Source organism: Otoolea muris, assembly GCF_943193115.1.
GTDB lineage: Bacteria > Bacillota > Clostridia > Lachnospirales > Lachnospiraceae > Otoolea > Otoolea muris.
In genome coordinates this window covers 56,609-80,928 of sequence record NZ_CALPCY010000003.1, presented here as the reverse complement: position 1 = coordinate 80,928, position 24,320 = coordinate 56,609, and the positions used below count along the sequence as shown (strand labels likewise).

At 53.8% G+C, this 24,320-nt stretch carries 21 protein-coding genes; 19 read left to right on the top strand and 2 right to left on the bottom strand.

Annotation, left to right across the window (positions count from 1 at the left end):
* Window positions 1-58 precede the first annotated feature (58 nt).
* The 12 genes from NFS31_RS03405 (at window position 59) to NFS31_RS03350 (ending at window position 15,879) form a co-directional block, all read left to right on the top strand.
* Window positions 59-1,819 carry an MATE family efflux transporter gene (locus tag NFS31_RS03405; RefSeq protein WP_251491629.1) on the top strand — a complete coding sequence of 587 codons (1,761 nt, stop codon included), beginning with the start codon at window positions 59-61 and terminating at the stop codon, window positions 1,817-1,819.
* A gap of 377 nt (window positions 1,820-2,196) precedes the next feature.
* On the top strand, window positions 2,197-2,772 hold the full coding sequence (locus NFS31_RS03400) for a GGDEF domain-containing protein (RefSeq protein WP_251491627.1): 576 nt from the start codon (window positions 2,197-2,199) through the stop codon (window positions 2,770-2,772).
* Between the two features lie 36 nt (window positions 2,773-2,808).
* Entirely contained in the window at window positions 2,809-4,461 is a 1,653-nt protein-coding gene (locus NFS31_RS03395) for an EAL domain-containing protein (protein WP_251491625.1), read from the top strand.
* A gap of 69 nt (window positions 4,462-4,530) precedes the next feature.
* Window positions 4,531-6,222: an MSCRAMM family protein gene (locus NFS31_RS03390; RefSeq protein WP_251491623.1), complete on the top strand. Its 1,692-nt coding sequence runs from the start codon at window positions 4,531-4,533 to the stop codon at window positions 6,220-6,222.
* Window positions 6,223-6,226: 4 nt separating this feature from the next.
* On the top strand, window positions 6,227-7,981 hold the full coding sequence (locus tag NFS31_RS03385; RefSeq protein ID WP_251491621.1) for a tyrosine-protein kinase domain-containing protein: 1,755 nt from the start codon (window positions 6,227-6,229) through the stop codon (window positions 7,979-7,981).
* Window positions 7,950-9,293, top strand: coding sequence for an O-antigen ligase family protein (locus NFS31_RS03380; protein WP_251491619.1), 1,344 nt, complete (start codon window positions 7,950-7,952; stop codon window positions 9,291-9,293). The genes NFS31_RS03385 and NFS31_RS03380 overlap by 32 nt, the downstream gene beginning before the upstream one ends.
* Window positions 9,293-9,988: a VanZ family protein gene (locus tag NFS31_RS03375; RefSeq protein WP_251491617.1), complete on the top strand. Its 696-nt coding sequence runs from the start codon at window positions 9,293-9,295 to the stop codon at window positions 9,986-9,988. Before NFS31_RS03380 ends, NFS31_RS03375 begins: the two co-directional genes overlap by 1 nt.
* Window positions 9,969-11,096: a glycosyltransferase family 4 protein gene (locus tag NFS31_RS03370; RefSeq protein ID WP_251491615.1), complete on the top strand. Its 1,128-nt coding sequence runs from the start codon at window positions 9,969-9,971 to the stop codon at window positions 11,094-11,096. The genes NFS31_RS03375 and NFS31_RS03370 overlap by 20 nt, the downstream gene beginning before the upstream one ends.
* A complete protein-coding gene (locus tag NFS31_RS03365) occupies window positions 11,018-12,577 on the top strand; it encodes a lipopolysaccharide biosynthesis protein (protein ID WP_251491613.1) in 1,560 nt (519 codons plus the stop codon). Before NFS31_RS03370 ends, NFS31_RS03365 begins: the two co-directional genes overlap by 79 nt.
* Window positions 12,574-13,362, top strand: coding sequence for a WecB/TagA/CpsF family glycosyltransferase (locus NFS31_RS03360; RefSeq protein ID WP_251491611.1), 789 nt, complete (start codon window positions 12,574-12,576; stop codon window positions 13,360-13,362). Before NFS31_RS03365 ends, NFS31_RS03360 begins: the two co-directional genes overlap by 4 nt.
* A complete protein-coding gene (locus tag NFS31_RS03355) occupies window positions 13,347-14,504 on the top strand; it encodes a glycosyltransferase (RefSeq protein WP_251491609.1) in 1,158 nt (385 codons plus the stop codon). The genes NFS31_RS03360 and NFS31_RS03355 overlap by 16 nt, the downstream gene beginning before the upstream one ends.
* Window positions 14,476-15,879 carry a sugar transferase gene (locus NFS31_RS03350; RefSeq protein ID WP_251491607.1) on the top strand — a complete coding sequence of 468 codons (1,404 nt, stop codon included), beginning with the start codon at window positions 14,476-14,478 and terminating at the stop codon, window positions 15,877-15,879. The genes NFS31_RS03355 and NFS31_RS03350 overlap by 29 nt, the downstream gene beginning before the upstream one ends.
* A 134-nt stretch (window positions 15,880-16,013) precedes the next feature.
* Here NFS31_RS03350 and NFS31_RS03345 read toward each other — a convergent pair whose 3' ends face one another.
* The gene (locus NFS31_RS03345) at window positions 16,014-16,325 is read right to left on the bottom strand and encodes a helix-turn-helix domain-containing protein (RefSeq protein WP_251491605.1); all 312 of its coding nucleotides are present in this window, start codon (window positions 16,323-16,325) and stop codon (window positions 16,014-16,016) included.
* A 295-nt stretch (window positions 16,326-16,620) separates the two neighbouring features.
* On the opposite strand from NFS31_RS03345, the gene NFS31_RS03340 reads away from it, so the two are divergent.
* Window positions 16,621-16,869: a hypothetical protein gene (locus NFS31_RS03340; protein ID WP_251491602.1), complete on the top strand. Its 249-nt coding sequence runs from the start codon at window positions 16,621-16,623 to the stop codon at window positions 16,867-16,869.
* Window positions 16,870-17,025: 156 nt separating this feature from the next.
* On the opposite strand, the gene NFS31_RS03335 is transcribed toward NFS31_RS03340, so the two are convergent.
* Window positions 17,026-17,169, bottom strand: coding sequence for a hypothetical protein (locus NFS31_RS03335; protein ID WP_251491600.1), 144 nt, complete (start codon window positions 17,167-17,169; stop codon window positions 17,026-17,028).
* A gap of 687 nt (window positions 17,170-17,856) precedes the next feature.
* Here NFS31_RS03335 and NFS31_RS03330 point away from each other — a divergent pair.
* The 6 genes from NFS31_RS03330 to NFS31_RS03305 all read left to right on the top strand — a co-directional run bounded on the left by NFS31_RS03330 (window position 17,857) and on the right by NFS31_RS03305 (window position 24,288).
* Window positions 17,857-18,699: a MurR/RpiR family transcriptional regulator gene (locus tag NFS31_RS03330; protein ID WP_251491598.1), complete on the top strand. Its 843-nt coding sequence runs from the start codon at window positions 17,857-17,859 to the stop codon at window positions 18,697-18,699.
* A 411-nt stretch (window positions 18,700-19,110) separates the two neighbouring features.
* Complete coding sequence (locus NFS31_RS03325) at window positions 19,111-20,415, top strand: GntT/GntP/DsdX family permease (protein ID WP_251491596.1); 1,305 nt, start codon at window positions 19,111-19,113, stop codon at window positions 20,413-20,415.
* Window positions 20,416-20,430: 15 nt separating this feature from the next.
* Window positions 20,431-21,249: a carbon-nitrogen family hydrolase gene (locus NFS31_RS03320; RefSeq protein WP_251491594.1), complete on the top strand. Its 819-nt coding sequence runs from the start codon at window positions 20,431-20,433 to the stop codon at window positions 21,247-21,249.
* A 12-nt stretch (window positions 21,250-21,261) separates the two neighbouring features.
* The gene (locus tag NFS31_RS03315; protein WP_251491592.1) at window positions 21,262-22,035 is read left to right on the top strand and encodes a serine hydrolase; all 774 of its coding nucleotides are present in this window, start codon (window positions 21,262-21,264) and stop codon (window positions 22,033-22,035) included.
* The gene (locus NFS31_RS03310; protein WP_251491590.1) at window positions 22,032-23,129 is read left to right on the top strand and encodes a mandelate racemase/muconate lactonizing enzyme family protein; all 1,098 of its coding nucleotides are present in this window, start codon (window positions 22,032-22,034) and stop codon (window positions 23,127-23,129) included. Before NFS31_RS03315 ends, NFS31_RS03310 begins: the two co-directional genes overlap by 4 nt.
* Window positions 23,110-24,288, top strand: a complete 1,179-nt coding sequence (locus NFS31_RS03305) for a M20 metallopeptidase family protein (RefSeq protein ID WP_251491588.1) — start codon at window positions 23,110-23,112, stop codon at window positions 24,286-24,288. The genes NFS31_RS03310 and NFS31_RS03305 overlap by 20 nt, the downstream gene beginning before the upstream one ends.
* Window positions 24,289-24,320 lie beyond the last annotated feature (32 nt).

Below are 24,320 nucleotides of genomic sequence, written 5' to 3'. Positions count from 1 at the left end.
AACAGCGGCCATGCTCCGGGGCGCCGCGCAGAGGACGAAAACAGGATGGAGTCGATTTATGGAACGAAACGCTTTTTTAATCAACAAAAAGATTCATCAGTATATTCTTCCGGGCGTGCTGATGACGGTCGCCATGCAGCTCGGAAATGTCGTGGACGGCATGATCGTGGGAAATCTCCTCGGCCCGGAGGCCATGGCGGCCATCGAGATTTCCATGCCGGCGCTTCTGCTTTTGCAGATGCCGGCCATGATGCTGGCCATGGGGGGCTCTGCCGGGGCGGCGGTGCTTCTGGGAAAACGCAGTACAGAGGAAGCGGGCGGCGTATTCAGCGCGTCCATTTTAGCGGGCCTTTTTATCTCCCTGCTTTTTGCGCTCCTCACCCCGGTCCTTCCCGGGCTCCTGGCGGAGGCGCTTTCCGGAAATGAAGCGCTGGCGGCTCTCGCAAGGCCGTATATCGCGGTCAATTTTGCCGGTATCCCCATTTTGACTACGGCGATTATATTCTGCTATTTTATGAATGCAGACAACCATCCGCAGCTTGGGAGCGCGCTCTTTATCATTGCCAATGCGGTCAATCTGACTCTGGATGTGGTGTTTCTGCAGGTCTTTCACATGGGCATGGCGGGCAGCGCTCTTTCTACTGTTATCGGCTATCTGGCGGGTATGGCGACAGCCGTGTTCTATTTTCGTTCCAAAAACCGGATGCTGCGCCTGGCGAAGCCGGGTAAGGCGACGCTCTCCCTTGTGGGAACCGCCCTTAAGGCGGGGATTCCGAGCGCGGCTTTTACGCTGATGTCTGCCTTAAAGTCTGTGATCATCAATTCAGCGATCGTGCGGCTTCTGGGAAATGATTCCATGGCCGTGTATTCGGTCTGCGCGAACGCGGTGCTGATCGCCGAGCTGTGCGTGGGAGGCATCATCGGGCTGATTCAGAATATTGCGGGTATTCTCTACGGGGAGCGGGACTATTACGGGATCCGGACGCTGTGCCGGAGAACGCTTGCCTACAGCTATCTGGCGATCGCAGTCCTGATCGCTTTGTTCCTCGCGGCCCCGCAGGCGATCGCAGGGCTGTTCGGCATTGCGCGGGGGGAGATGCTGTCTCTCACCAGGACGGCGCTGCGCATCTTTTGCCTGGGGTTCCCGTTCTATGTGTACAATAAGTTCCTGATGGCGTATTATCAGACCATCCTGCAGCCGATGCTGTCTACGGTGGTGACGGTACTGCAGGGGTTTGCGGTGATCGTGCCGCTCAGCCTGCTCGGGATCGTTAAATGGGGCCTTCCGGGCGTCTGCGCTATGGCGGCTGTGAGCGAGGCGGTTACGATCCTGCTCGCCACGGCTTTCCGCATCGCGGGACAGAAGAGGGGCCGCTTTGAGGACGGGGATGTGTATATGCTGCCATCGATCCGGGACGAGAAGTTTTTGGATGTTTCGATCCGCAATGATATGAAGGAGGTAATCGCGTTTCGCGAGAGGCTGTTCTTGTTTTGTGAAGAGAACGGCATCGCGGAGCGGGACGCCAGGCTGCTCGGGCTGGCGACAGAGGAGATCGCCGCGAATGTCGTGCAGTATGGGTACAGGGACGGGAAAAAGAATTACATGGATATCAGCTTTACGATTCAGGATGACAAGTATATTCTGCGCATCCGGGATGACGGGGCGCCGTTTAATCCGGTGGAATATCAGACAGAAGAAGGAGAGGTGACGGTCGGGGGGATTGGAGTGATCCGGAAGATTATGTCGGATTTTCAGTATATGCGGGTGCTGAATATGAATAATACAGTGATTGAGCTGGGGATTGGGAGAAGAAAATAAATTTTATTTTCAGGGCATTCTTCAGGCGCGCTCTGGTGAAAGAGCCGTCTTCCTGACAAAATTTGTGACAAATAACGACGGACATATGGACAAACATACAAATACCTGCTATACTTTGTATGCTGGAATGTGTCAAAAACTGTTAAGGGTTGACAGGTATTCCTGAAGCGAGGTACACTATTTTGACAGACAGACAGACAGACAGACAGACAGACAGACAGACAGACAGACAGACAGAATCACCTGTCTTTATTGGGGTGCGCTTTTTTAAATAGAATACCGAACGCAGCAGTCCATTTTGCCTGAAAGGGTGGAATGGATCTGCTGCGTTTTTGTGTTAAATAAAATTATGGAGACTAAAAAACGGGGGAGGAAGGATGAACGATTTTTTATTGATTGCGAAGAAATCAGGAAAGCTGTACAGTCAGGGGAAAAGGGGAATGCAGGGAGACAGGAAAGCTCTGGCCGACGCTTCTTTGGATCCGCTGACCGGGCTCCTGAACCAGAGGGCATTTAAGGAGTGCGCAGAGAAAGATATGGAACAGAGCGGGAACCGCGCGGCAATCCTGCTTTTGGATTTCGATGATTTTCAGGAGATAAATGACAGATATGGACACTCTTTTGGGGATAGTTTTTTGGCAGAGGCAGCGCGCATTCTGAGGGCTGAGACGCGAATGAGCGACTTTGTCGGCAGAGTGGGCGGCGATGAATTTATCATCTATCTGCACGGCATACGCTACAGGGGGTATGTCAAAAAGATTGCAAAACGGCTCTGGCGCAGAATGAAGCAGATACAGAAGATAGAAGGGAATAAAATACATGTTTCCTGCAGTATCGGGATTGTGATTGCGCCGGACGACGGGATCCGGTACGAAGATCTTGCGGATGAAGCAGGCAGACGCCTGTATCGTGTAAAGGAAGAGGGAAAGGATGGATTTTACATACATGGATAGGGCGGGGCTGGCCGGACACGGGAAGGATGTCAGAATATGAAGCGTTTTTATTATTTACTTGCAGTGATCATCCTGATGTGCGGAGGCGCGCTGACAGCGTTTGCTCCGGATACGCTTTCCATGATGATCGTTGCTTTCATGTGCCTGGTGGCGGCTGGTGGGATGTGCTGGGGGATATTCCCGGTGATCCGCTTTGCCATTGGCTTGGAAAACGGTCAGAAAAGCGTCCGGCGGGCGGGGGAGGTGCAGACCGATTCCCCGTGGCTGGCGGTTTCGCAGCAGGAGAAGTTTTTCCTGCAGAAAGCGCTGGACGGGCTCTTTCTGGAATACCGGGATAAGGTTCAGAACCAGAAGGAGTCAGGGCAGATCTTAAGCGACATCGAGGAGTACATCAATGAGGACATTTTAGGGCTTATGAGCTGGCGCAGCGTGGTTATGCAGATACCGGGCATCATGACCGGCATCGGTATCCTTGGAACCTTTGTGGGCCTGATACTGGGAATCCGCGAGATCGGGTTTGGAACCGTGGAGGCGGCCCTCTCAAGCGTCCAGCAGATTCTGGCCGGGATTGATACTGCGTTCTATACGTCTATTGTCGGCGTGATTTTGTCCATCCTGTTCAATATTTTCTATAATGTTCTTTACAATGTGATGAACCGGGAGCTGGGGATATTTGTGATGGGCTTCCACAGGTATGTGATCCCAACGGTGGAGGAGCAGAAACGATACCGGGAATACAGGGAGGCGCGCCAGGTCATAGAGCTCTTGAGCCGGATTCCGAAGAATAAGGGATTTTCCCTGTCCAATACCCGGAATCAGGCTTACCCGGAAGGGGGCGGGGGAGAAAATGAACAGATCCTGATGCCCCAGATTCTGGATGGGCTAAAAAACAGCGAATTTATCTTTTATCTGCAGCCCAGATATGAGCTGAAAAGCCGGAAAATCATCGGGGCAGAGGCATTGGTGCGGTGGAAGCATAAGACGCTGGGGATTCTGTCGCCGTCGGTGTTTATCCCTGTGCTGGAAAATAACGGATACATCACAAAGCTGGATCAGTACATATGGGAAGAAGTATGCAGGATGATCCGCCAGTGGATTGACAGCGGGATCCGCCCGCTGCCTGTCTCGGTCAATGTCACGAAGACCGATATTCTGGCTATCAATGTGACTGGATTTTTTTCCGGGCTTCTGGAGAAATACCGGATTCCGCCCCGTTATCTGGAGATCGATATCGCTGAGAATGCCTATCTTCAGACGCATGGCGCGGCTTTTGAGGTGGAAAGCAGCCTGCAGCAGAAGGGCTTTCGCGTAATCGTGGATGGTTTTCGCGGCGACTATCTGTCGCTGGAGACAGTGGGGCGGATCAACGCCAGCGGGCTTAAGCTGGATCTGCGCTACTTTGATGTGAACAGCCAGACGGAAACTCTGGCCGGCGTTTTTGAACAGGCCAGAAAGCTCAATCTGACTGTGACAGCAGAGGGAATCGAGAACATGGAGCAATTGATTGCGCTCAGAAAATGCGGCTGCTCAGAGGGACAGGGATTCTATTTTTCAAAGCCTATGGAAGCAGACGAATTTGTAAACCAGATGAGCGCCAAGCCGGAACATACGGAGACACAGCGCAGCGTCCGCAGTAAAAAGCCCTTTGCAGCAGGGCGTCTGCGGGGCCGCGGGCGCGTTCAGAAGTGATGGTTATGCAGGAGACGCCTGCTTTTTTGCAGGCTGTGAACCGCGGCAGATAAGGGGGAGGACAGGGCGATGAACCGATTCAGGAAACAGGGACGTGATGGAGAATATAATTTTTGGCAGCCTGCCACTGACCTTATGACGGGCCTGGTCTTTATTCTGATGCTTCTGGTGGCTCTTTTGGGTCTGTATCTTTTATATACGCCGTCTCTGTTTGATGCAATGGAGCCATCGACAGAGGCATTGGCAGAGGAACAGGGGGATATTCCGGAGACAGGCGGCTACGGGGAATTGGAGGGCGACGGTGCGGACGAGGAAGAAGGAGACGGTTACGGGGACGGCGAAGACAACGAGGAAGGCGATGATGATGGGAATGGGGACGGGGACGGGGACGGCGATGACGACGGAGGAGACGGCTATGGCCCGGGAGACGAAGGCGTGAAATCAGCGGTTCTCGCAGAGCTGATCGATGGGGAGACAAGGCGGATCGTGAAGGCGGAGAATGTGAAATTTGAACTCCATGAGTCAAACGGCTCGCTCCAGATCCTGCATACATATTATCCGGAAAAGATCTCCTACCGCACGTTTGAAACGACAAAAGAGGGGATTTTTTACCTGCCGGAAAAGATCTGGAAGGGGACGTATTACTTCCGCGGGCTGACGGCCCCAGACGGCTACGATCCCGCGGACAACCAGTATTTCGAGATCGGGGAGCTCTATGACTGGCCCGCCCCCTTCCTGGTTCAGATCCCGGTATTTCCGTCGAAAAATGTGATCCGAATCCAGATGACGGATGCGGAGAGCGGGATGGGAATAGGGGACGGCGTGTTTGAGGTGATCGCGGCAGAGGATATCCGGACACTGGACGGAACGGTGAGGTTCGGCAGAGGCCAGACGGTTGAGAGGATTACCTGTGATTCCAGCGGCTACGGCGAGAGCGGGGAACTGTATCTGGGAAACTATATCCTGAGGCAGGATCGAATCCCGCCGTATTATGCCGGCATAGAGGAGGAAGCGCAGGCCGTTGTGGAGAGAAAGACCGACACGGAGCCCGGACTCTGTGAGATCGGGACCTTAAAGACCAGAATCCGTGTCTGCCTGTCTGACGAGCTCTTTCCGGAGCAGACGGTGGAAGGCGCCGGATTTCTGGTGACAAAAGAGGGGGATCCCACTTTTCAGGAGACGATGTACACAGACAGCCAGGGCGTTTTTGAGCTTACGGATCTGGATAAGAACGCGGTCTACCATATTGTACAGAAAACGGCGCCCGGGAATTACAGGGCTGACGAAACGGATCACAGGATAACCGTGGAGGATGACGGCCGGATCGACGGCCAGCCGCAGACGACATTGGAACTCTCCAACCGGATGCTTAGAGTGGCCATAGGAGCGGTGGACGCAGTGCTCGGAAGCGGTATTCCGGATGTGGCTCTGGATCTTTATGACAGCGGGGATCACCTGCTCTTTTCCTGGGAGACCAGTGGAAATGAGCTTCTCTTTACGGATCTCAAAGAGGGGTCCTATTATGTGGTGAAAAACAGGGATCCAGAGAAACGTTATGACCTCCAGGTGACGGACAGCAAAGAACTCCAGACCTTACATATACCTGTCATTACCTGGATGAGCGCGGCGGCAGTTGCCGGGGCGGCTGCCGGACTGGCTCTGCTGATCCTGCTGATCGTTTTCCTCGTGAAGACGGCCGCGAAATGCCGCAGGAAGGATGCCGCAGCTCTGAAGCAGTCAGAACAAGGGGACAGAGAGTAAACATATGAATGATGGAATACAGATCCGGATCGGTGATCTTCTGTACGCGGTCGCCAAGCGCTGGAAGTGGGTGCTGGCCCTGTCTTTTGTGGGGCTTGGCCTGGGGATCGCGTTAAATGGGCTCACCTATATCCGTGGAAAACATATGAATTATGAGATTACCTGCTCGGCTGCGGTCACATCCCAGTCTGCGGCAGGGACCTTTACAGGAAATTCCGAATACTTTAACCCCAATGATTTTTATCTGGCCCAGGATATGGTCGATGCAGCGGAATATGTGCTCCGAAGCGACCGCCTCCTTACGGATGCCGCCTCCCGGGCCGGTCTGTTAAACGCGGATCCGAAGACGATACGGGATCTCCTGGAGATTTCCCGCTATCACGACACACAGATTCTGGAAATGACGCTGCGCTGGAACAACGGGGATGAGGGAATCCGTCTGCTGAGCGGGATCCTGGACGCGGCGAAGGCCATCCTCCCGGAGACGCTGATGATCGGAGCGGTTTCTGTGATCGATGCGCCTTCGGCCGTGTATCTGATGAGCGGGAGCATGTACTCCAATCTGTGGGGATTTCTGATTATTGCAGGCTTTTTGATGGGAATCGGCATTGCGGTCCTGGATCTGATCATGCGGCCTACACTGCTGAATCTGAACGATGTGGAGGATATCCTGGGGCTTGAAACAATCGGAACCATCCCGAGAGACGACTGGTTTTTCCAGAAAGGGCGGGGAATTCTGGTAAAGGATGGAGCGAAGAGTTCTCCGGCAGAGCAGAATTTTGCGTCCTCGGCGTATATTCTTCAAAATCTTCTGGGGTCAAAGGAAGAAAACCATTGTCTTTACATCACCTCCTCAGCGGACGGGGAGGGGAAGACCGCTGTGTCTGCCAATCTCGCGATCCATCTTTCGGATATGGGAAAAAAGGTGCTTTTATTGGATCTGGATACGAGAAATCCAAGCCTTGGCGGGCTTTTTCTGGATGCAGTGGATTACAGCCATTCCCTGAATGCCCTGTATAAGGGGGAGGCGACGCCCCAGGAGGCTGTCATTTCCCTGACCGGCTGCCTGGATTTTCTTCCGACCGTGCTGGAACGAAGCGCAATCCCCATGGATCAGGTGCTGTTTGATTTCATCAGCAGCATTTCCGGGGACTATGAATATGTGCTCATCGACGCGCCGCCGGTCGGACGGGATTCGGATACCTTAAGCCTTAACCGGATTGCATCCGTGGTACTCTTTGTGGTGCGGTATGATATGGTGACGCTTTATGAGATCCAGAAGTCGATTGAAAAGCTGGATAAGTCCGGAACCCGGATTCTGGGCTGTATCGTCAATGGAACCCAATCCTTCTGGGACGGCGGATTTTTTGCAGAAAAGGGGACGAAGGACAAGAAACAGGACAAAAAGAAGCATAAAAAAGGCGCGCCGATGCCGATGCCTGCGGCGGCCGGCGATAAAGTAAGAGTAAAAGAAAACGATAAAGCGCGGCAAAAGCCTGCGCCGGAGGCGGCGGGAAAGAAATCCGGGAGACGTGGGAGACCGGAGGCCAAGGAGGCGGCCGGGGCAGGAAACAGGAGGCTCAGGAACCTCCTGGAGGAGCTGGACGAGACAGGCTCATCGCCGGAGTGGATGACGCAGATGAGCGATGAGGAGGCGGTGTCTGCCCTGCTGCGCATGGGGACAGACGGAAGCTGGAAGCAGGACGGGCCGGAAACGGCGGGAGCATATGAGAGAGAAGAGTCGGATCAGAGAGAATAGAAAGGAGCGGCAGGAGCGGTTTGTAAATGCCGCGATTGGATTTATCATGCTGGTCAGCCTGGGATTCCCGGGGAAATATGAGGTGATAGTGGGGGAGCAGGGCGATATGGCGTTTCAATACCTGTCCTTTGGCCTTCAGATCATGGTCATGCTGTCTGCCGGCAGAAATGTGATGGAGTGGCGTCTGGTGGACGTAAAGCTGCGGTACTGGTCCCTGTATCTGATGGCCGCCGTGTTTTTCGCCGGCTCCATGGCAGTGACCGGATATCCCAGGGAGCAGTTTGTCACCTGCGTCCGCTTTACCGTTCTTTTGCTGTTTGCCCTGTGGCTTTCAGAAAACCGGGAGCCGGAAGAAAATCTGCGGCTGTTCTGCATGGCCCAGGCGGTCTTTGCGGCGTCTGTACTGATGTTTATCGTTCTCTATCCGGACCGGGCATTCGTCCGGGAGGTGGGAGAACATGACTTTACCGGGATCCTCCGCACAAAGAACAATGCGGCCGCGGAGGTTTCCTTCGGGCTGGTCCTTCAGGCCGCCCTTTACCGGATTATAAGGGACGAAGGAAAGCAGATCCCCAGGTGGTTTGTGATCCTGTCAGGCGCACAGCTTACGCTGCTTGCGCTGTGCAGCTCCGTGGGCGCTCTGGTTTATGCGGCGGTTCCGGCCTTTTTTGTGCTGGCGCTGTCCCGCCGCTGTGTGCGCGGGCTTCCTCTGGGGATCCTCTATGTGGCCGGAAGCGTGGGCTTTCTCATCGCGGTTCAGACAGTCATGCCGATTGCAGCGCCGGTTCTGGAGGCGATCGGAAAGGATGCGACCCTGACCGGGAGGATCCCGCTCTGGAGGCAGATCATACAGGTTATGACACAGCACAGGAGCTTTATGGGATGGGGATTCTGCATGTTCTGGAGGGATCGGAGGGCGGTGGCTCTGATCCACACGGCGTTTTCACGGTATTCCTTTATGGGCTCCATGACCACCGGCGCGCACAATGTGCTGCTGGAGCTGTGGCTGGATACCGGGCTTTTTGGAGTCGCGGCCTTTTTTCTGGCCATGCTGGTGTCCACGAGCCAGATAAAGAGGCTGAAGGACGCGCAGTATGTGTTCTGTGCGGCGGTCATTCTGTGGTTTTTCCTTCACGGATTGCTGGAACGGGCCTTTTCCCCGTCCTCCTATCACACGCTTTCCCTGCTTATGGCCATGGGAACAGCCTGTAGGAAGCCGAAGCTCCGGGGAAGGAGATGGATCCGTGAGGAAGACAGGGAGCAGCCAATCGGGACAGAGGAAACGTTTTACAAAAAAGAGGAGGAGATGTGATGGCGCGGGAGGGGATGGAGGCTGTGCTGATGGCCGTCTTTCTGTTGGGCGGATATGCCGCCGCTTTGTCTGCCGTCTTTGGCAGGATGCGCGGGCAAAGAGGAAAGGGAGCGGCGGCGGCTGTTCTTTTTGCCGTGTTTTTTGTGTGCGGCATCATGTTATTTCTGGTTTCCCAGGCCATGGGGGGAATGGGGGCCGCCCTGTTTTTCCTTTTCATGGCAGTCTCTGCAGTAGCTTTTGGGGCGTTTTTCATTTTCTTAGCCAGCCATTTTCGCGAGATCAGAAAAGGAATGCTGTTCCTTTTCTTCGTGTATGTGCTTTCCGTGCTTTATATGACCGTGTTCTCCCGCCTCGGAATCCATAATGAGTCCGTGAAGCTGGAGATCTTTGGCACAGTGGCGGAGGCGATCCGGACCGGTTCCCCGGAGCCGGCGCGCCATCTGCTGCTGAACGGCGCTATGTTCGTACCGATGGGACTTCTGCTTCCCATGGCGGAGCCGAAGCGCCTGGCGGGCGCTGGCTGCGTCCTGGCTGCGGGACTCGTTCTGTCCACATCAATTGAATCGGCGCAGATGATCTGGGAGATCGGCCAGTGTGATATCGATGATATTATCAGCAATACCCTGGGGGCGCTGACGGGCTTTATCATTTACGGGCTATTCTTCAGGAGGTATTATGAAACTATTGATGACTGAACATTTTCTGCCGGAAAGCACGTATACCCTGGAGCTGGGAAAGGAGCTTAAGAATCTTTCAGAGCTCACGTGCTTTTGCAGGAAAGGGGCGGCCGTACCGATGGACGGGATCCGGTGGTTGGACGGCTTTTACGGGGGCGGGAAGAACATGTTTCACGCTGCGGCCTCATATCTGGCCGGGCTCTGTCGGCTGGCGCGGGAGATCCGGCGGGGCGGGTATGACATCGTTCATGTCCAGAGCTTTAAGAGCGCCGCATGGGAGATGCCCCTTTATCTGCGGGCGGGCAGGCATTACCGTTTTCTGGTGCATACGGTGCACAATCTTCTGCCCCATGAGGCGGTAAAGGCGGATCGAAAACGGTATCTGCGGTTTTATAAAGCCTGTGATCTGCTGATCGTCCACAATGAACACTGTAAGCGGCTTCTGGAAGAAGAATACGGGATACGGCCGGGAAAAATCTGCGTCGTCCCGCACGGCGCGTATACGCTTTCGGAAAGCGTCTGTGAAAGAACCCCAAGCGATACCGTACGTTTTCTGCAGTTTGGAATCTTCCGCCGGTATAAGGGGATCGATATTTTGTTCCGGGCGCTGTCGCTGCTTTCAGAGGAGCAGAAAAAGGGGCTGCATGTGACCGTGGCGGGCGCGTGGTTTCCCAAGCTGGATCCGGTGGATTACGAGGCGCTGGCAGAGAGCATGGGGCTGAGCGGGGTGGTTACGGTACGCCGCGGCCATATCCCTGACCAGGAGCTGGACAGCCTGTTCGCAGAGACGGATTTCTGCCTTTTTCCTTACCGGCATATCTACGGCAGCGGAGCGCTTCTCATGGCATACAGCTACCAAAAGCCGGTGATCGCCAGTGATATCCCTGTGTTTGTCGAGGAAACGCAGGGGGGAAAAACCGGGATCCTCTTTGCGGGCGGGGATCCGCAGGCTTTAAAGGATGCCATCCTTCTGGCGGCCGGCTGGACAGACGAAGCGTATGCGCTCTGTCAGAAACGGATAGAGGAACTGACGAAAGGAAAATACAGTTGGAGAAATTCGGCAAACGCGCTGGTAAACGCGTATGGGGCGTTAGGGAAGAAGCAGGTGTCAGGCAGGCGATCATAAAAAATATGGCCTGGTCCATGCTGGCGGTATTGGTCAATTCCTGTATGAAGCTGCTGCTCACTCCCTATGTGATCCGCAATATCGGAGTGGGAGCTTATGGCTATGTCTCGCTGGCAGTCACATTTACCAGCTATATTGATATTATTTCCGTGAGCCTGAATGCGTTCGCGGGGAGGTTTATATCCATGGCGTACCATGGCGGCGACCTGGAGCGGGCGAACCGATACTATTCTTCCACGATCATGGCGGATTTACTGCTGTCAGCCGCCGCCCTGATTCCCGGCGCTTTGGTGATTGCCTGTCTGGGTCCGGTTTTAAACGTCCCGGATGCGCTGACCGGTGATGTGCGGCTTTTGTTTGCGATGATGCTGCTCAAATATATGCTCACAATCATGCGGACTGCGTTTGATACAGCGGCCTTTATCGCAGACCGGCTGGATCTGGCGGAGAAAAAGCAGAGTATTTCCTGTCTGATCCAGGCAGGCGTCCTGTTTGCCGCCTGCGGGATTCTGCCTCCCCATGTGTGGTATGTGGGAGCCGCTGCGGCTGCGGCCGCGCTCTACCTTCTGGCGGCCAATTACCGTCTGTGCCGCCGTCTGACGCCAAAACTTTCCTGCACCCGCGGCGCCTGGTCTTTCGCGGCGGTGAAGGAGATAGCGGCCGCCGGGATCTGGACGTCTCTGAACAATCTGGGAAATGTGTTAAACAGCGGGCTGGATCTTCTGATCACGGATCTGATGTTAGACGCAGCCGCCCTGGGAGGGATTTCCGTGGCGAAGAACCTGGTAATGCTCTGCAGCGTCATTGTCATGAAGCTCAGCGACGCCTTCCGGCCCAGGATGCTGCAGCTCTATGCAGAGAAGCGGATGGAGACCTTTGCCGGGCTCTGTCAGACAGCCATCGGGATCGTGGGAATCATCTGCAGCTTTATCACAGGGATGTTTTATATCTGCGGCTATGACTTTCTGGCCCTGTGGCTGCCGGGGCAGGACACGGAATTTCTCTTTAAGGCTTCCATGATCGTGTTTTTGGGCGATATGGCCCCGGCGGCCGTAAAACCCCTCTATTATGTCTATACGCTGACCAAAAGGGTGAAAGCGCCGTGTATGATCACGCTTTTGATGGGCAGCGCCAATGTGATCGCCATGTATCTGCTGATCCGGTTTACGGATCTTGGCCCCTATGCGGTGATACTGACGACGCTGGCGGTTAATTTAATTCATTTCATGGATGCCCCCCTGTACTCGGCCCACTGTCTCGGCGTTCCGCTCACGAGCTTTTATCCGGCGGTTCTGCGCCATCTGCTGGGGATGGGCTGCGGGTTTCTGGCGGCCGGCGGCTTAAAACACATCATGCCAGAAGCGGGAAGCTGGGTCGGGCTGGCGGCAAAGGGCGCTGTTTCCGGCGTCCTTCTGGCCTCCCTGCTGGCAGCCGTATGGCTTTGGTCCGCGGGGATTTGGAAGGGAGGAGAGCACAGGTGAAAAAGCAGGCGTTACTCAATACATACGTCAATAATCTGACCATGCAGGAGGCGGTCCGGGAGCTGATGGACCGCCTGCGTGGGAGGAAGGTTTCCTATATAGTGCCCGTGAATGTGGACGTTCTGGTCAAGATGGAGACAGATTCTTACTTAAAGGAGATCGCCGGCCGGGCGGATTTAACACTGGTGGACGGGACACCGCTTTTGTGGATTGCAGGGCTGCTTGGCAAACCGGTAAAGCAGAAAATTTCCGGATCCGACCTGGCGCCGGCGCTTATGGAGGAGGCGGCAAAGCACGGGTATTCCGTATATATTCTGGGCGGGATGGGAGATGTGCCGGAGAAGGCGGCTGCGATGGTAAAAAAGACATGGAAGGGGATCCGGATCGCCGGGTTCTGCGCGCCGCCGTCCGGCTTTGAGAAGGATGAGGGTGAACTGGAACGGATCAATGAGCGGATCCGGGCGGCAGAACCGGATATCCTGCTGGCCTGTTTTGGCTGTCCGAAGCAGGAAAAATGGGTGTATGAAAACTACAGGAGGACATCGGCAATTGTCACTATCTGCGCGGGGGCGACAGTAGATTTTCTGGCGGGAACGGCGCGCCGCGCGCCGCGCTGGGTCAGCCGCATGGGGTTTGAGTGGTTTTACCGGTTTTTACAGGAACCGCGCCGTTTGTTCAGGCGGTATTTTGTGGACGATTTAAAGATCGTTCCCATGATCTGGAAATACGGCGCAGGGCCAGAAGCAGGAAAAAAGGGAGGAGGCGGCATATGCCGGGGAAGGTAGGGATCCTCTGCACCATGATCAATGGCTTTGGGAGGCGGGGCTATTACAACAGCCAGGAGATTGGCCTGGGGAGGGCTCTGGCCCGCATGGGCGCAGAGGTATGGATTTATAAAGGAGTGAGAAGGCATGAGCCGGCCGGCCTGGAAAGGCTTTCGGAGGGCGTTACAATTGAGTATATTCCCATGAGGGGCATGGGCGCTCACGGCTATCTGGACTGCAGCCGGCTGGATCGCGGCCTTTGCGGGCTGTTCTGTTTTGGCGATCAGCAGATCTTTCTGCCTCATGTGTACCGGTTCTGCAGGAAGAATGGGATCGTCTTTGTGCCGTATGTGGGGACTGCGCACAGCCTCCATGCCAATTTTAAGAGCCGGGTCATGAACACGCTTTTTGCGCTCGGGACGCTCCGGATCTATCAGAAGCATCCGGCGGTGGCAAAGACCGAAGCGGCAAAGAGGGAGCTTGAGGCTCTGGGGGCGGAGCGCGTGACAGTAGCGCCCGTGGGCCTGGACACGGCGGTTTTAAAGCAGGATTTCCGGGACTGCGACCGCATGGAGCTGAGAAAAAAACACGGCTTCTCCGAAACGGATGTGGTGATCTGCAATGTGTCCCGCCTCTCCCCGGAAAAACGGCCCCTGGAGCTTTTGGATCTCTTTTCCTCTGTGCGGGGAAAGAAGCCGTTTAAGCTTATCATCGTCGGAGACGGCGCGCTGCGGGACAGACTCAGGGAGACGATTGCGGAGCGCGGGCTTGAAGCGGAGATCACCGTATATCCCAGCGTACCCTATGAGGAGATGTGGGAGATCTATGTCATGTCTGATTATTACGTCAACTTAAATAAAGGCGAGATATTCGGGATGGCAGTTATGGAGGCTGTCTACTATGAGACATCCGTTGCGGCGATCGCCGCCGCCGGGCCGTCCGTCACCCTGAGGGGAATGAAGGGGCACAGGCTGTGCGAAACGGATGAGGAGGCGGCAAAATGGCTGACAGCGCCTTATCCGCCGGCAGAGGAGCTCAGGGATAGCGCGGCGGAGCTTGAGGCGGCTTTTACCTGGGAGCGCTGTGCCAGAGTCTTTTTAGGAATTGTAGGGGAACAGAAGGGGGAATTTTCAAATGAAAAAGGGATGGCTGAGACATCTTGACTTTATCGTGATCGATATCTGTGCGATGGAACTCTCTCTTATGCTTACCCAGTGCGTTTACCCGCTTTTGTTCCGGGGAGAGGACGCCGCGTTCTGGCAGCTCTATTTTTTTACTCCTCTGCTGCACCTGTCCCTGACCGTCATGTTCTGCACCTGTAACGGGATCCTGGAGAGAGGGCGTCTGAAGGAACTGGCGTCTGTCCTCCGGCTCGAATGCCTTGTCTTTTGCGTCCTCTGCTTCAGCGCCTATTTCCTGCGGTTCATGCCGAATCTGCCCTGGAGGGCGCTGGCCGTGTACTTCATGTTCTGCATCCCGGCCACCTGGGCGCTGCGCTGCCTTCAGAAGTTTTATCTGAAGCGCCGCTATAACAAAATCAAGTATTCCCGCCAGATCCTGGTGGTTGCGACAGAAGCGGCGGCCAGGGATATGATCCGGATTATTACAGCATCCGTCATCCGCAATTACCGGTTCTTTGGCCTTGCAATCATCGACCGGCCCATGGTGGGAGAGAATATACAGGGCGTGGCTGTCTGTGCGGATCAAGATTCGCTGATCCGCTGTGTGATGGATCAGGTGATCGACGAGGTGGTCATCAATATCCCGGATCAGTCCGGGGCCAACCTGAAACTGGCGCGGACATTTCTGGAGATGGGCGTCACTGTACATATCTATATGGAAGAGGTTTACCGCAGCCTGCCCAATCGCAGCGTCAGCAACGTATTTGGCTATAATGTGCTGACCACGGCCATCAGCTCCATCTCTTTCCGCCAGTCGCTCTTCAAACGCCTGATGGATATCATCGGCGGGCTGGCGGGCTGTATACTGACCGTCTTTCTGACCCTGTTCATTGGCCCGGCTGTCTTTCTCAAATCGCCCGGCCCGATCTTTTTCTCCCAGATCCGGGCAGGCAAGCGGGGCCGTCCCTTTAAGATCTATAAATTCCGCTCCATGTACATGGATGCAGAACAGCGCAAAGCAGGGTTAATGAGACAGAATAAGGTTCCCGGCGGAATGATGTTTAAGATCGATCACGATCCCCGGATTATTAAAGGTGTCGGAACGTTTATCCGGCGCGCCAGCTTAGACGAATTTCCCCAGTTCTGGAATGTGTTAAAGGGCGATATGTCCATGGTTGGCACGCGTCCGCCGACCATGGACGAATATGCCCGCTACAGCCCGCATCACAAGCGACGGCTCACCATGCAGCCCGGCATTACAGGGCTGTGGCAGGTCAGCGGGCGCAGCCGCCTCACGGATTTTGAGGAGGTTGTGCGTCTTGATACAGAATATATTGCGAACTGGAGCCTGGGGCTGGATTTGAAGATTCTGTTAAAGACGGTTCGGAATATGATAAAAAATGATGATGCCTGTTGAAGGCGGATGAGCGCATAGGGAGAGGGACAGGCCGGAGGCTGCGCAGGAAGCGCCGGCTGTCCCGCCCGCGAAAAAGGTATTTGAAGAGGCCGGATTCCTATTCAGAGGAACCGGATTTCCAATCGGCACAGAATTCAGCGTTTTTTTAATCCTTTGATGATGGCTTTAATGTTCTGAAGCTGATCGCTGTCCAAAGCATTCATATCCTCTATGATTTCCCTGTAATTGGCAGGACAGTTAATATTGTCGTCAAAGAACTCGGACGGCGTGACGCCAAGGTATTCGCAAATATAGAAAAATACCAGCATTGAGGGATAGCCATTTCTGTTTTCCAGACCATTAATATACCCGGAACTTTGCCCAATCGATAAACTCATGTCCCGCGCGGATACGCCCTTTTCAGTTCTCAGTTTTACCAGCCGCTCATAAAACAAATCTTCAAACATTTTTTCGCCACTCCTTATATAAGATTGTATCCTAGACGATATCGAATTATGTATTGTTAAACTATATATTTTGATCAGGATATCTGGTTAAATCAGATATTGCATTGATAATGACTAATTCAATAAGACGGGAGGGGGAAAGGGGTTATGTATAATAAGTAGTATAAAAGAAAACGGCAGAGGGAAGCTCTGCCGGAATAGCGGACACAGGAAAAGAAAGTTCCGGCGCAGAAAATCCTGAGGAGACAGGGCGTCCGGGATCTGCGATAGGGATCAATAAGAAAGGAACATACAGATGATGAATATTTTAAAAAAACTCATAAAGATGGTTAAGAAAATAATAGACAAGATAAAATTTCGGATAAAGCTGCAGCATATGGATAGTATGTGGTACAGTATGGGGGGTAGCTGCTGGGGGATATTTCCGCCCTCATTTTATTACACACATACTGAAGATGAGATAGAACGCATTAAAGAAGAAACGATGAGATCCTTGCAGGAGATAATAGATAAATTGAAAGAAGAGGAGACGGAAAGCGAGTGACGATGAGATAAGCTGCCTTTTTACAGTCAGGAAGATATAAGATTTTTACCTTTTACAAAACTGCCCTGTTCCGTTAGAATATAGCTTATAGAAAGAAATGAGTTTTTCGACCGTACAGCTACTGCTCAGGCGGCCTGCTCGTTTCTTTTTTTGTCCTCAAATATCATAGGGATACAGTGTCCCGTCTTTTGCGTGGCGCGCCAATATTTTTGATTTAAAGACATTGTACCGGATCCGTTCGCCCGTATCATCATAGACAGGGATTGTGATAACGCTGGAAGAATTTGCTTTTGCATACATATTTGCGCCTCTCCGTTCTTTTGAGTCTTTGATTTGACTATCAGATATTTAAATTCAAATACCACATTTTTATCTCAAATTTCAGAGTATAGTTTCTTATAATTCAGCTATACCAGATATGCAGGCAAAGCCTCATGGCCTGCCGATAACGCAGACATTGATCGTTTCTGTATTCATAAGGAACCCGTAGAAAACCGCCGGTGCTTAGCGAGGTCTTATTGAGCTTAGGAACTGTTAAGAAATAACTTTTCAATAGTGCGCAGGATTTTTCTTCGAGAGCGCCACTCAAAAATCAGGCGCATAGTGGGCTATGTAACTAATTTTTGAGTGGTACTATCGGAGAAAAAGACAAGCAATATGAAAAGTTATTTCTTGACAGTTCCTTAGCATCCGCTGCGCTTTTCTCCGAGCGGGAGCGGGGTTCCGCTGAATACAGAAACGATCAATAGCGGCCTTCTCACAATCAACCAATGCCCGCGATCCTCAAAAACATTCAAAAATCCTCCTCCAAGCGAGCTTGCATCGGATTTTAGACCGTTTGATCCTGGTATCATATAGCATTGAGCTGCTAAATAAAACATAAATGAAAATATATTTTCATAAATTATAAATATGAAAATATATTTTCAAAAATTATTGACTTTTGCCTCCAAAGCCTCTATAATAGAATTACGGAGGAACAAAAAAGTGGAACGAAATGTACTGAACGAAATTGAGGCAGGATATGCCCAGTTTACGAAGAAACAGAAGAAACTGGCTGACTTTATGAGAGAGAACATCCACTCCATCCCCTTTTTGTCCATTGTCGAACTGGGGGAAAAGACGGAGGTAAGCCCGGCGAGCATTACGCGGTTTACGAGGGAGCTGGGGTATAACGGTTATGCGGAGTTTCAGAAGAGCGTATCGGATCTGGTCCGCCGGGATGTGGTTCCCATGCGGGAGCTGAAGAGCTCGATCACGTCAGACGGGGAGGAGGACATCCTGGAGGGGATGATTGAGCGGAATGTGGATTCGCTGAGAAAGCTTTACGGCGAGGGATTAAAGGAGAGCTTATATGAGGCGTCAGAGCTTGTCGGGACGGGGCGGAGAGTCTATATCACGGCAGCGCGTTCTTCCTTCTGCGTGGCGTATTACCTGTATTTTATGCTCAAGGAATTTATGGACTGCGTGGAACTTTTGTCAGAGGGGCTGGGAGATATATCGAATAAACTTCAGTTTATCACGCCAGAGGATGTGCTGATCGCGGTCAGTTATGAGCGCTACACCCGGGCGACGTATAATATCGTTTCTTATCTAAATGAGGCGGGGAGTAAGATTATCGCGATCACGGACAGCTATTCCTCGCCCATTGCTTTAAAGGCGGACTGTGTGCTGCTGGCCAGGCAGGCGCCGGACACGTATTCGTTTGTGAATGCAATGACCGTGGCCAACGCTCTGATCGCGGCGGTGGGAAGGAGGGATCGGGAGCGCTCACTGGAGCGGATGAAGAGACAGGATGAGATAGCCATCGAATATGGATTGTATTTATAGGAAACAATTTATGATGTTTCTTAGACACAGCGGGATATAACCTTTTCCCAGAATATTCTGATTAAAAGAGGAACTAAAACATAATGCTGCATGTGGGCCATTCAGACAATTATATGATAGCTCCCTTTTCTTAGTATACGCGAAAATACGATAAAATGCAAGGATACCCGGACTAAAATTTGGAAAAATGACCGGAGTTATAATGCCGCGGGCGCTGCCATATGGCTGAAGCCGTTCGGATACAGGAGACAGATGAAGCAGTCTTTTTGTGCCGGATTTGTGGAAATGGCGGGGAAAGCGGGCGTTAAAAGCGGGATTTTGCGGGGAAAAACCGACGTGCATGTGATCGGCGATACATAATTAGAATCTTCCGGAGAAAGTTATAAATACATGTTAAAGGAGGATTACAATATGATTTTCGGACTACCTGCGCTTCTTGGTTTTTTGCCGATGGTATTGTATATCATCTTGTCCTTTAAGGGAAAGGACATGCTGACCGTGGTGCTGCTCTGCGTGCTTTTGGGGGCCGCGCTGACGGGACAGGATCTGCTGAGCGTCGGAAATGCGCTGAATGCGGCTCTGGGATCGTTTATGGGCCTCATTGGGTTTATTATCCTGATGGGCGCCGGGCTGGGGCATCTCCTGACAAAGGTGGGAGTGGCGCAGAATATTGTTCATCTGGTCGTCACGAAAACCGGGGTGAAAAATAAAACCCAGGCTATGCTTGCTACGATGTTTTCGTCGGTTCTGCTTGTTTCTATGTTAGGCTCTATGGCCGGCTCGAATGCGATTCTGGCCCCGATCATCATTCCGATTGTCGCCAGCTTTGGGATCACGCCGAATACGCTGGGCGTGCTGCTTCACGGCGCGGGGGCGACGGGGCTTCTCTTAGGGCCGTTTGTCCCCTCGGTTGTCACAACCATGAGCCTGACGGGGATTTCTTACGGCTCGTATCTTCTCCATGTGGGACTTCCGGTTTCGGCGCTCATCTGGATCAGTACGTTTATAGTGGCTCAGAAAACACAGAAAAAGTATGAGGGCGTGGAGAGCTACAGCGATAAGGACAGCGCCGGAGGGGAATTTACCCCGGACGCGGTGACGAACCGGGCGACCGCTGTATTCGGGATTGCGATGCTTCTTTTGATTATCTATGGAATCGTGATGAAGGCGGGAGCGTCCTATGCGCTGACCGTGATGTTCGCAGTCGCATTCGTCACCGGCCTGTCCGCGGGAGTGAGCGTCACGGATATCTTAAAGCTTCTGGTAGAAGGCGCTTCCAAGATGTTCTGGCTGTTCATTCTGTTTGTCCTCTATGATCCGTTCCTGAATTTTGTGACGGAATCCGGGGCGTTTGATGCGATTGCCGGCCTTCTCAATCCCCTGATTGACATGGGCGGGGCCCCGGTTTTTATGGTGGCTGCGACGCTGGTGGGGATTTTCGGTGTGTCCGGCGCGGCTGTGGCGCAGGAGAAGGTGCTTTACGATCTGTTTCTCCCCATGTCAGAGGCGCTGGGACTCCCGGCCCATCTGTGGTCCCTGGTGCTTTTGGTGGGCTCCCAGATTACCTTTTTTGCCTATCCGACCGGCGATATGGTGGGGCAGATGGGCCTGGCGCGCTCAAAGGACTTAAAGAGTATGATTAAAAACGGCCTGATTATCACAGCGCTCTCGATTGCGTATGTAATTATCCGCGCGGTGCTGTATCAGTTTTTGTGAGAAAGGGGGAGCGTGATGTTTGGAATCCGTCTGGTACAAATGGATACCATTTACAGGGATCCGGCCGGGAACCGGCAGAGGATTAGAGAGCTTGTGGACGAGGCGTGCGCTACGGCAAACGGCCGGGAACCGGCGGACCTGATTGTCTTTCCGGAAACGTGCACGGCCGGCTATTCGGAGGAGGTATTTAAAGAGATCGAACGGTTTGCAGAGGAGAATGGAGGCGGGACGCTGCGCCTGTTTAAGGAGCTGGCCGCTTCCAGAAAGGTCTGCATCTGCACCGGCTCGTTTCCGGAAAAGGAGGGGGAAAACATCTACAATACAGTCTGGTTTGTGGATCGCACGGGCCGGGTCGTGTCCAAATACCGGAAGATGCATCTGTACAGCGCCATGGATGAGGATCAGGCGTTCACACACGGAACGCAGATGCCGGTGTTTGAAACGGAATTCGGGCCCATGGCTATGATGACCTGCTATGATATCCGTTTCCCGGAGCTGTCGAGGACGTATGCGGTGCGCGGGGCAGAGGCGATTCTCGTCGTGTCCAATTTCCCCAATCCCAAGGTGAAGCACTGGCGGACGCTTCTGACAGCCAGGGCGATTGAAAACCAGCTCTATGTGATTGCCTGTAACCGCGTGGGGGCGGCGGGAGGCTCGACGTATTTCGGCCATTCCCTGATCATCGATCCGTGGGGAGAGATTGTGGCAGAGGGAGACGAAGCGGAAGGCATTGTGAGCGGGTGCGCGGACTTTGAGAAGGTGCGCCAGGTGAGGGAGACGATTCCCATGTATGCCGATCGCCGGCCGGCAAGCTATCCGGGCTGGAGCGTATAGGAGGGACAGCATTTGGAAGAGTTAAAAAACGCCATTCAGAGGCAGAGAGAGATTTGTTCCGGGACAAGCGCCGTTATTGTGAAGAATTTAACGACAGGAGAGAGGATCGCATTTCGCGAGAGGGAGGTATTTCCGGCGGCCAGCCTGATTAAGCTCCCGATCCTGTTTACCCTTTATAAGAGAAAAAAAGAGGGCTTTTTTCTGGGAGAGCGCGTCCGCATGGAGGAGAGGCATAAGGTTAGCGGCTTTGGGATTTTAAAGGATCTGGAGCCGGGCCTTGCGCTCACATGGAAGGATCTGGCAGTGCTGATGATCACTGTGAGTGATAATACGGCGGCGAACTGGCTGATCGATTTCCTGGGGATGGACGCGGTAAACAGGGAGATCAGGGCCCTGGGGCTTTCGGAAACGGAGCTGAACCGGAAGATGATGGACGCCGCGGCAAAGGAGCGGGGACTGGAAAACAAAACCAGCGCGGCCGATATGGAGCGGATGTATGAGGCGATACGAAACGATGCGGATTCGGAGGAGATGACCGACATCCTGAGGAGACAGCAGTGCAACAATAAGCTGCCGGTTTTCTTTGGGGAACACAGCGGATTTGCTCACAAAACCGGGGATCTGCCGGGCACGGAGCATGACGCGGGGATTCTATATGTGAAGGGACAGGCATGTTTCATTGCAGTCCTGACAAAAGATTTGGAGGACAATATGCACGGGATCCGGCTGAACCAGGAGGCCGGCCGCCTCGTATATGAGTATGCCGGACAGGAGAGAAAAGTATGAAAACAGGAATCATAAAAAACGTGGAAGTGAAGGTGCTGGAGCTCCCGCTGAAAAAACAGTGGAAGATATCGCTCTATGAGCAGACGACAAGGGCCCATGCGGTGGTGCGGATTCAAACAGACGAGGGTGTCACGGGATACGGGGAGGCGGCCCCGTCCCCGGCCTTTATGGGCGAGACAGGGTATACGATGGAGACGGTGATCAAACGCTACCTGGCCGATGCCGTTGCAGGTGAGAGCGTATTTCACACGGATCGCCTCCACGAAAAGATGAATGCGGCGATCTACGGGAATTACGCGGCCAAGGCGGCGCTTGACATGGCCTTTTACGACGCCATGGGAAAGCTGACGGGGGTTCCGGCCTGCCGCCTTATGGGAGGAAAATACCGCGACAGGGTGGCTTTAAGCTGGGTTGTAGGAATGCAGGATCTGGACGCGTCCATTGAGGAGGCGAAGGAAAAGCTGAAGCTTGGCTACCGCGTCCTCAAAATCAAGGTGGGGAGAACGCCGGAGACGGATACAGCCCTGGTAAAACGGATCCGCGCCGAGGTGGGGGACGATGTTCCGCTGCGCCTGGACGCCAACCAGGGGTATGACGCTGTGACGGCCCTGCAGGTATTTGGCCGTCTGGAGGAGTTCGGGCTGGAGAGCATCGAGCAACCGGTCAGGCGCTGGGATATCCGGGGGATGAAGATGCTGCGGGAACGGCTGAAAACGCCGGTTATGGCGGACGAATCGGTTTCCGACTTCCACGCCGTGGGGCAGATGATTCGCGAGTCGGCCTGCGACTATGTAAATATTAAGGTCGGAAAGGTGGGCGGGCTCACGATGGCGAAAAAGATCGCCGCCGCCCTGGAAGCGGAAGGGCTTCTGGCCACGGCGGGCAGCAACTTGGAGGTGGGGATCGGTTCCGCGGCGAGCATCCATTTTTCGGCCGCGACGCCGAATGTATCCCTTCCGGGGGATCTGCTGCTGGGCGGGCCGCTGCACCAGCATGATATTATCGTGGAAGATTTTGAGGTAAATGACGGCTTTGTGACGGTTCCGGACACGCCAGGTCTGGGAATTGAAGTGGATGAAAGTATTTTCAAGTAAGCGCGCGGTCAGGGAGGAGCTGGATCAGATACGAGAGGAGCTGATCCGGCTCCGTAGAAGTATCCACGCGCACCCGGAACAGGGGTACCACGAAACGGGTACCACGAAACGGGTAAAGGACTTTCTCGAGAGACGCGGCGTCCCGTTTTGCAGCTTTACAAATATGACTGGCGGATATGTGTACATTGACTGCAAAAAAACGCGCAGCGTGGGCTTTCGGGCGGATCTCGACGCCCTGTCCATTGAGGAGAGGACCGGAGCGGAGTTCGCATCTGTGATCCCGGGCATGATGCACGCGTGCGGCCACGACATGCACACAGCGATTGCAGCGGGCCTGGCGGCGGTTTTATGGTCTTTGAGGGAGCGGCTGAGGGCAAATGTCCTGATCGTATTCCAGCCGGCGGAGGAGTGCAACCCAAAAGGCGGCGCGAAGGAAGCGCTGAAGGAAGGGATATTTGAGCGTTTCCGGGTGGAGGAGTTTTACGGGCTTCATATGTGGCCGGAGTTTAAGATTGGGGAGATCGGGCTGAGAAAGGGGGCGCTTATGGCCTCCTCGGATAAGCTTAACATCACAGTGACGGGAAAAAAAGCCCATGCGGCGGAACCCCAGAAGGGAGTGGACGCGATCTCCATTGCGGCGGAGATTATAAGCGCGGTCGAACACAAGATCCGCCGGGAGATCAGCCCCTTTGAGACAGCCCTTATCTCCATCGGCTCCGTTCAGACCGAGGGGCGCTACAACATCGTGTGCGACCACGCGCAGATCGAGGGCACGATCCGCTGCCTGAATCCGGAGACGCGGGCCTTTGTCCACCGGCGGGTTCGGGAGGTGGCGAAAGAGATTGCCGCCGCCTACCGGGGAAATGCAGCGGTTGGGATCGAGGACGGCTACCAGGCGGTGATCAATGACGCGGCGCTGACGGAGCGGTTTGCCGAAGGCGCGCGGGAGATTCTGGGGAAGGAGGCTGTGCATGCGGAGGTGAATCCCACGCTGATTGGGGAGGACTTTTCCTTTTACGGGGAAAGGGCGCCGTCGGTTTACTTCTTTATGGGCTGTGAGAGCGCGTATCCGCTGCACAGCGACTGCTTCCTTCCGGCGGAGGAGGCGCTGGAGAGGTCGGTTTATCTGATGGCGGGGTATTTTTTGGATTTTATATAGAGCGGCGGGCTTTCTGGATTTTTAATGTACTC

Coding starts and splice junctions, on each gene's coding strand:
- NFS31_RS03405 (WP_251491629.1), top strand. CDS start 59: ATGGAACGAAACGCTTTTTTAATCAACAAAAAGATTCATCAGTATATT.
- NFS31_RS03320 (WP_251491594.1), top strand. CDS start 20,431: ATGTTTGGAATCCGTCTGGTACAAATGGATACCATTTACAGGGATCCG.
- NFS31_RS03380 (WP_251491619.1), top strand. CDS start 7,950: ATGAGAGAGAAGAGTCGGATCAGAGAGAATAGAAAGGAGCGGCAGGAG.
- NFS31_RS03385 (WP_251491621.1), top strand. CDS start 6,227: ATGAATGATGGAATACAGATCCGGATCGGTGATCTTCTGTACGCGGTC.
- NFS31_RS03370 (WP_251491615.1), top strand. CDS start 9,969: ATGAAACTATTGATGACTGAACATTTTCTGCCGGAAAGCACGTATACC.
- NFS31_RS03390 (WP_251491623.1), top strand. CDS start 4,531: ATGAACCGATTCAGGAAACAGGGACGTGATGGAGAATATAATTTTTGG.
- NFS31_RS03375 (WP_251491617.1), top strand. CDS start 9,293: ATGGCGCGGGAGGGGATGGAGGCTGTGCTGATGGCCGTCTTTCTGTTG.
- NFS31_RS03350 (WP_251491607.1), top strand. CDS start 14,476: ATGAAAAAGGGATGGCTGAGACATCTTGACTTTATCGTGATCGATATC.
- NFS31_RS03340 (WP_251491602.1), top strand. CDS start 16,621: ATGATGAATATTTTAAAAAAACTCATAAAGATGGTTAAGAAAATAATA.
- NFS31_RS03400 (WP_251491627.1), top strand. CDS start 2,197: ATGAACGATTTTTTATTGATTGCGAAGAAATCAGGAAAGCTGTACAGT.
- NFS31_RS03335 (WP_251491600.1), bottom strand. CDS start 17,169: ATGTATGCAAAAGCAAATTCTTCCAGCGTTATCACAATCCCTGTCTAT.
- NFS31_RS03345 (WP_251491605.1), bottom strand. CDS start 16,325: ATGTTTGAAGATTTGTTTTATGAGCGGCTGGTAAAACTGAGAACTGAA.
- NFS31_RS03395 (WP_251491625.1), top strand. CDS start 2,809: ATGAAGCGTTTTTATTATTTACTTGCAGTGATCATCCTGATGTGCGGA.
- NFS31_RS03325 (WP_251491596.1), top strand. CDS start 19,111: ATGATTTTCGGACTACCTGCGCTTCTTGGTTTTTTGCCGATGGTATTG.
- NFS31_RS03355 (WP_251491609.1), top strand. CDS start 13,347: ATGCCGGGGAAGGTAGGGATCCTCTGCACCATGATCAATGGCTTTGGG.
- NFS31_RS03310 (WP_251491590.1), top strand. CDS start 22,032: ATGAAAACAGGAATCATAAAAAACGTGGAAGTGAAGGTGCTGGAGCTC.
- NFS31_RS03305 (WP_251491588.1), top strand. CDS start 23,110: ATGAAAGTATTTTCAAGTAAGCGCGCGGTCAGGGAGGAGCTGGATCAG.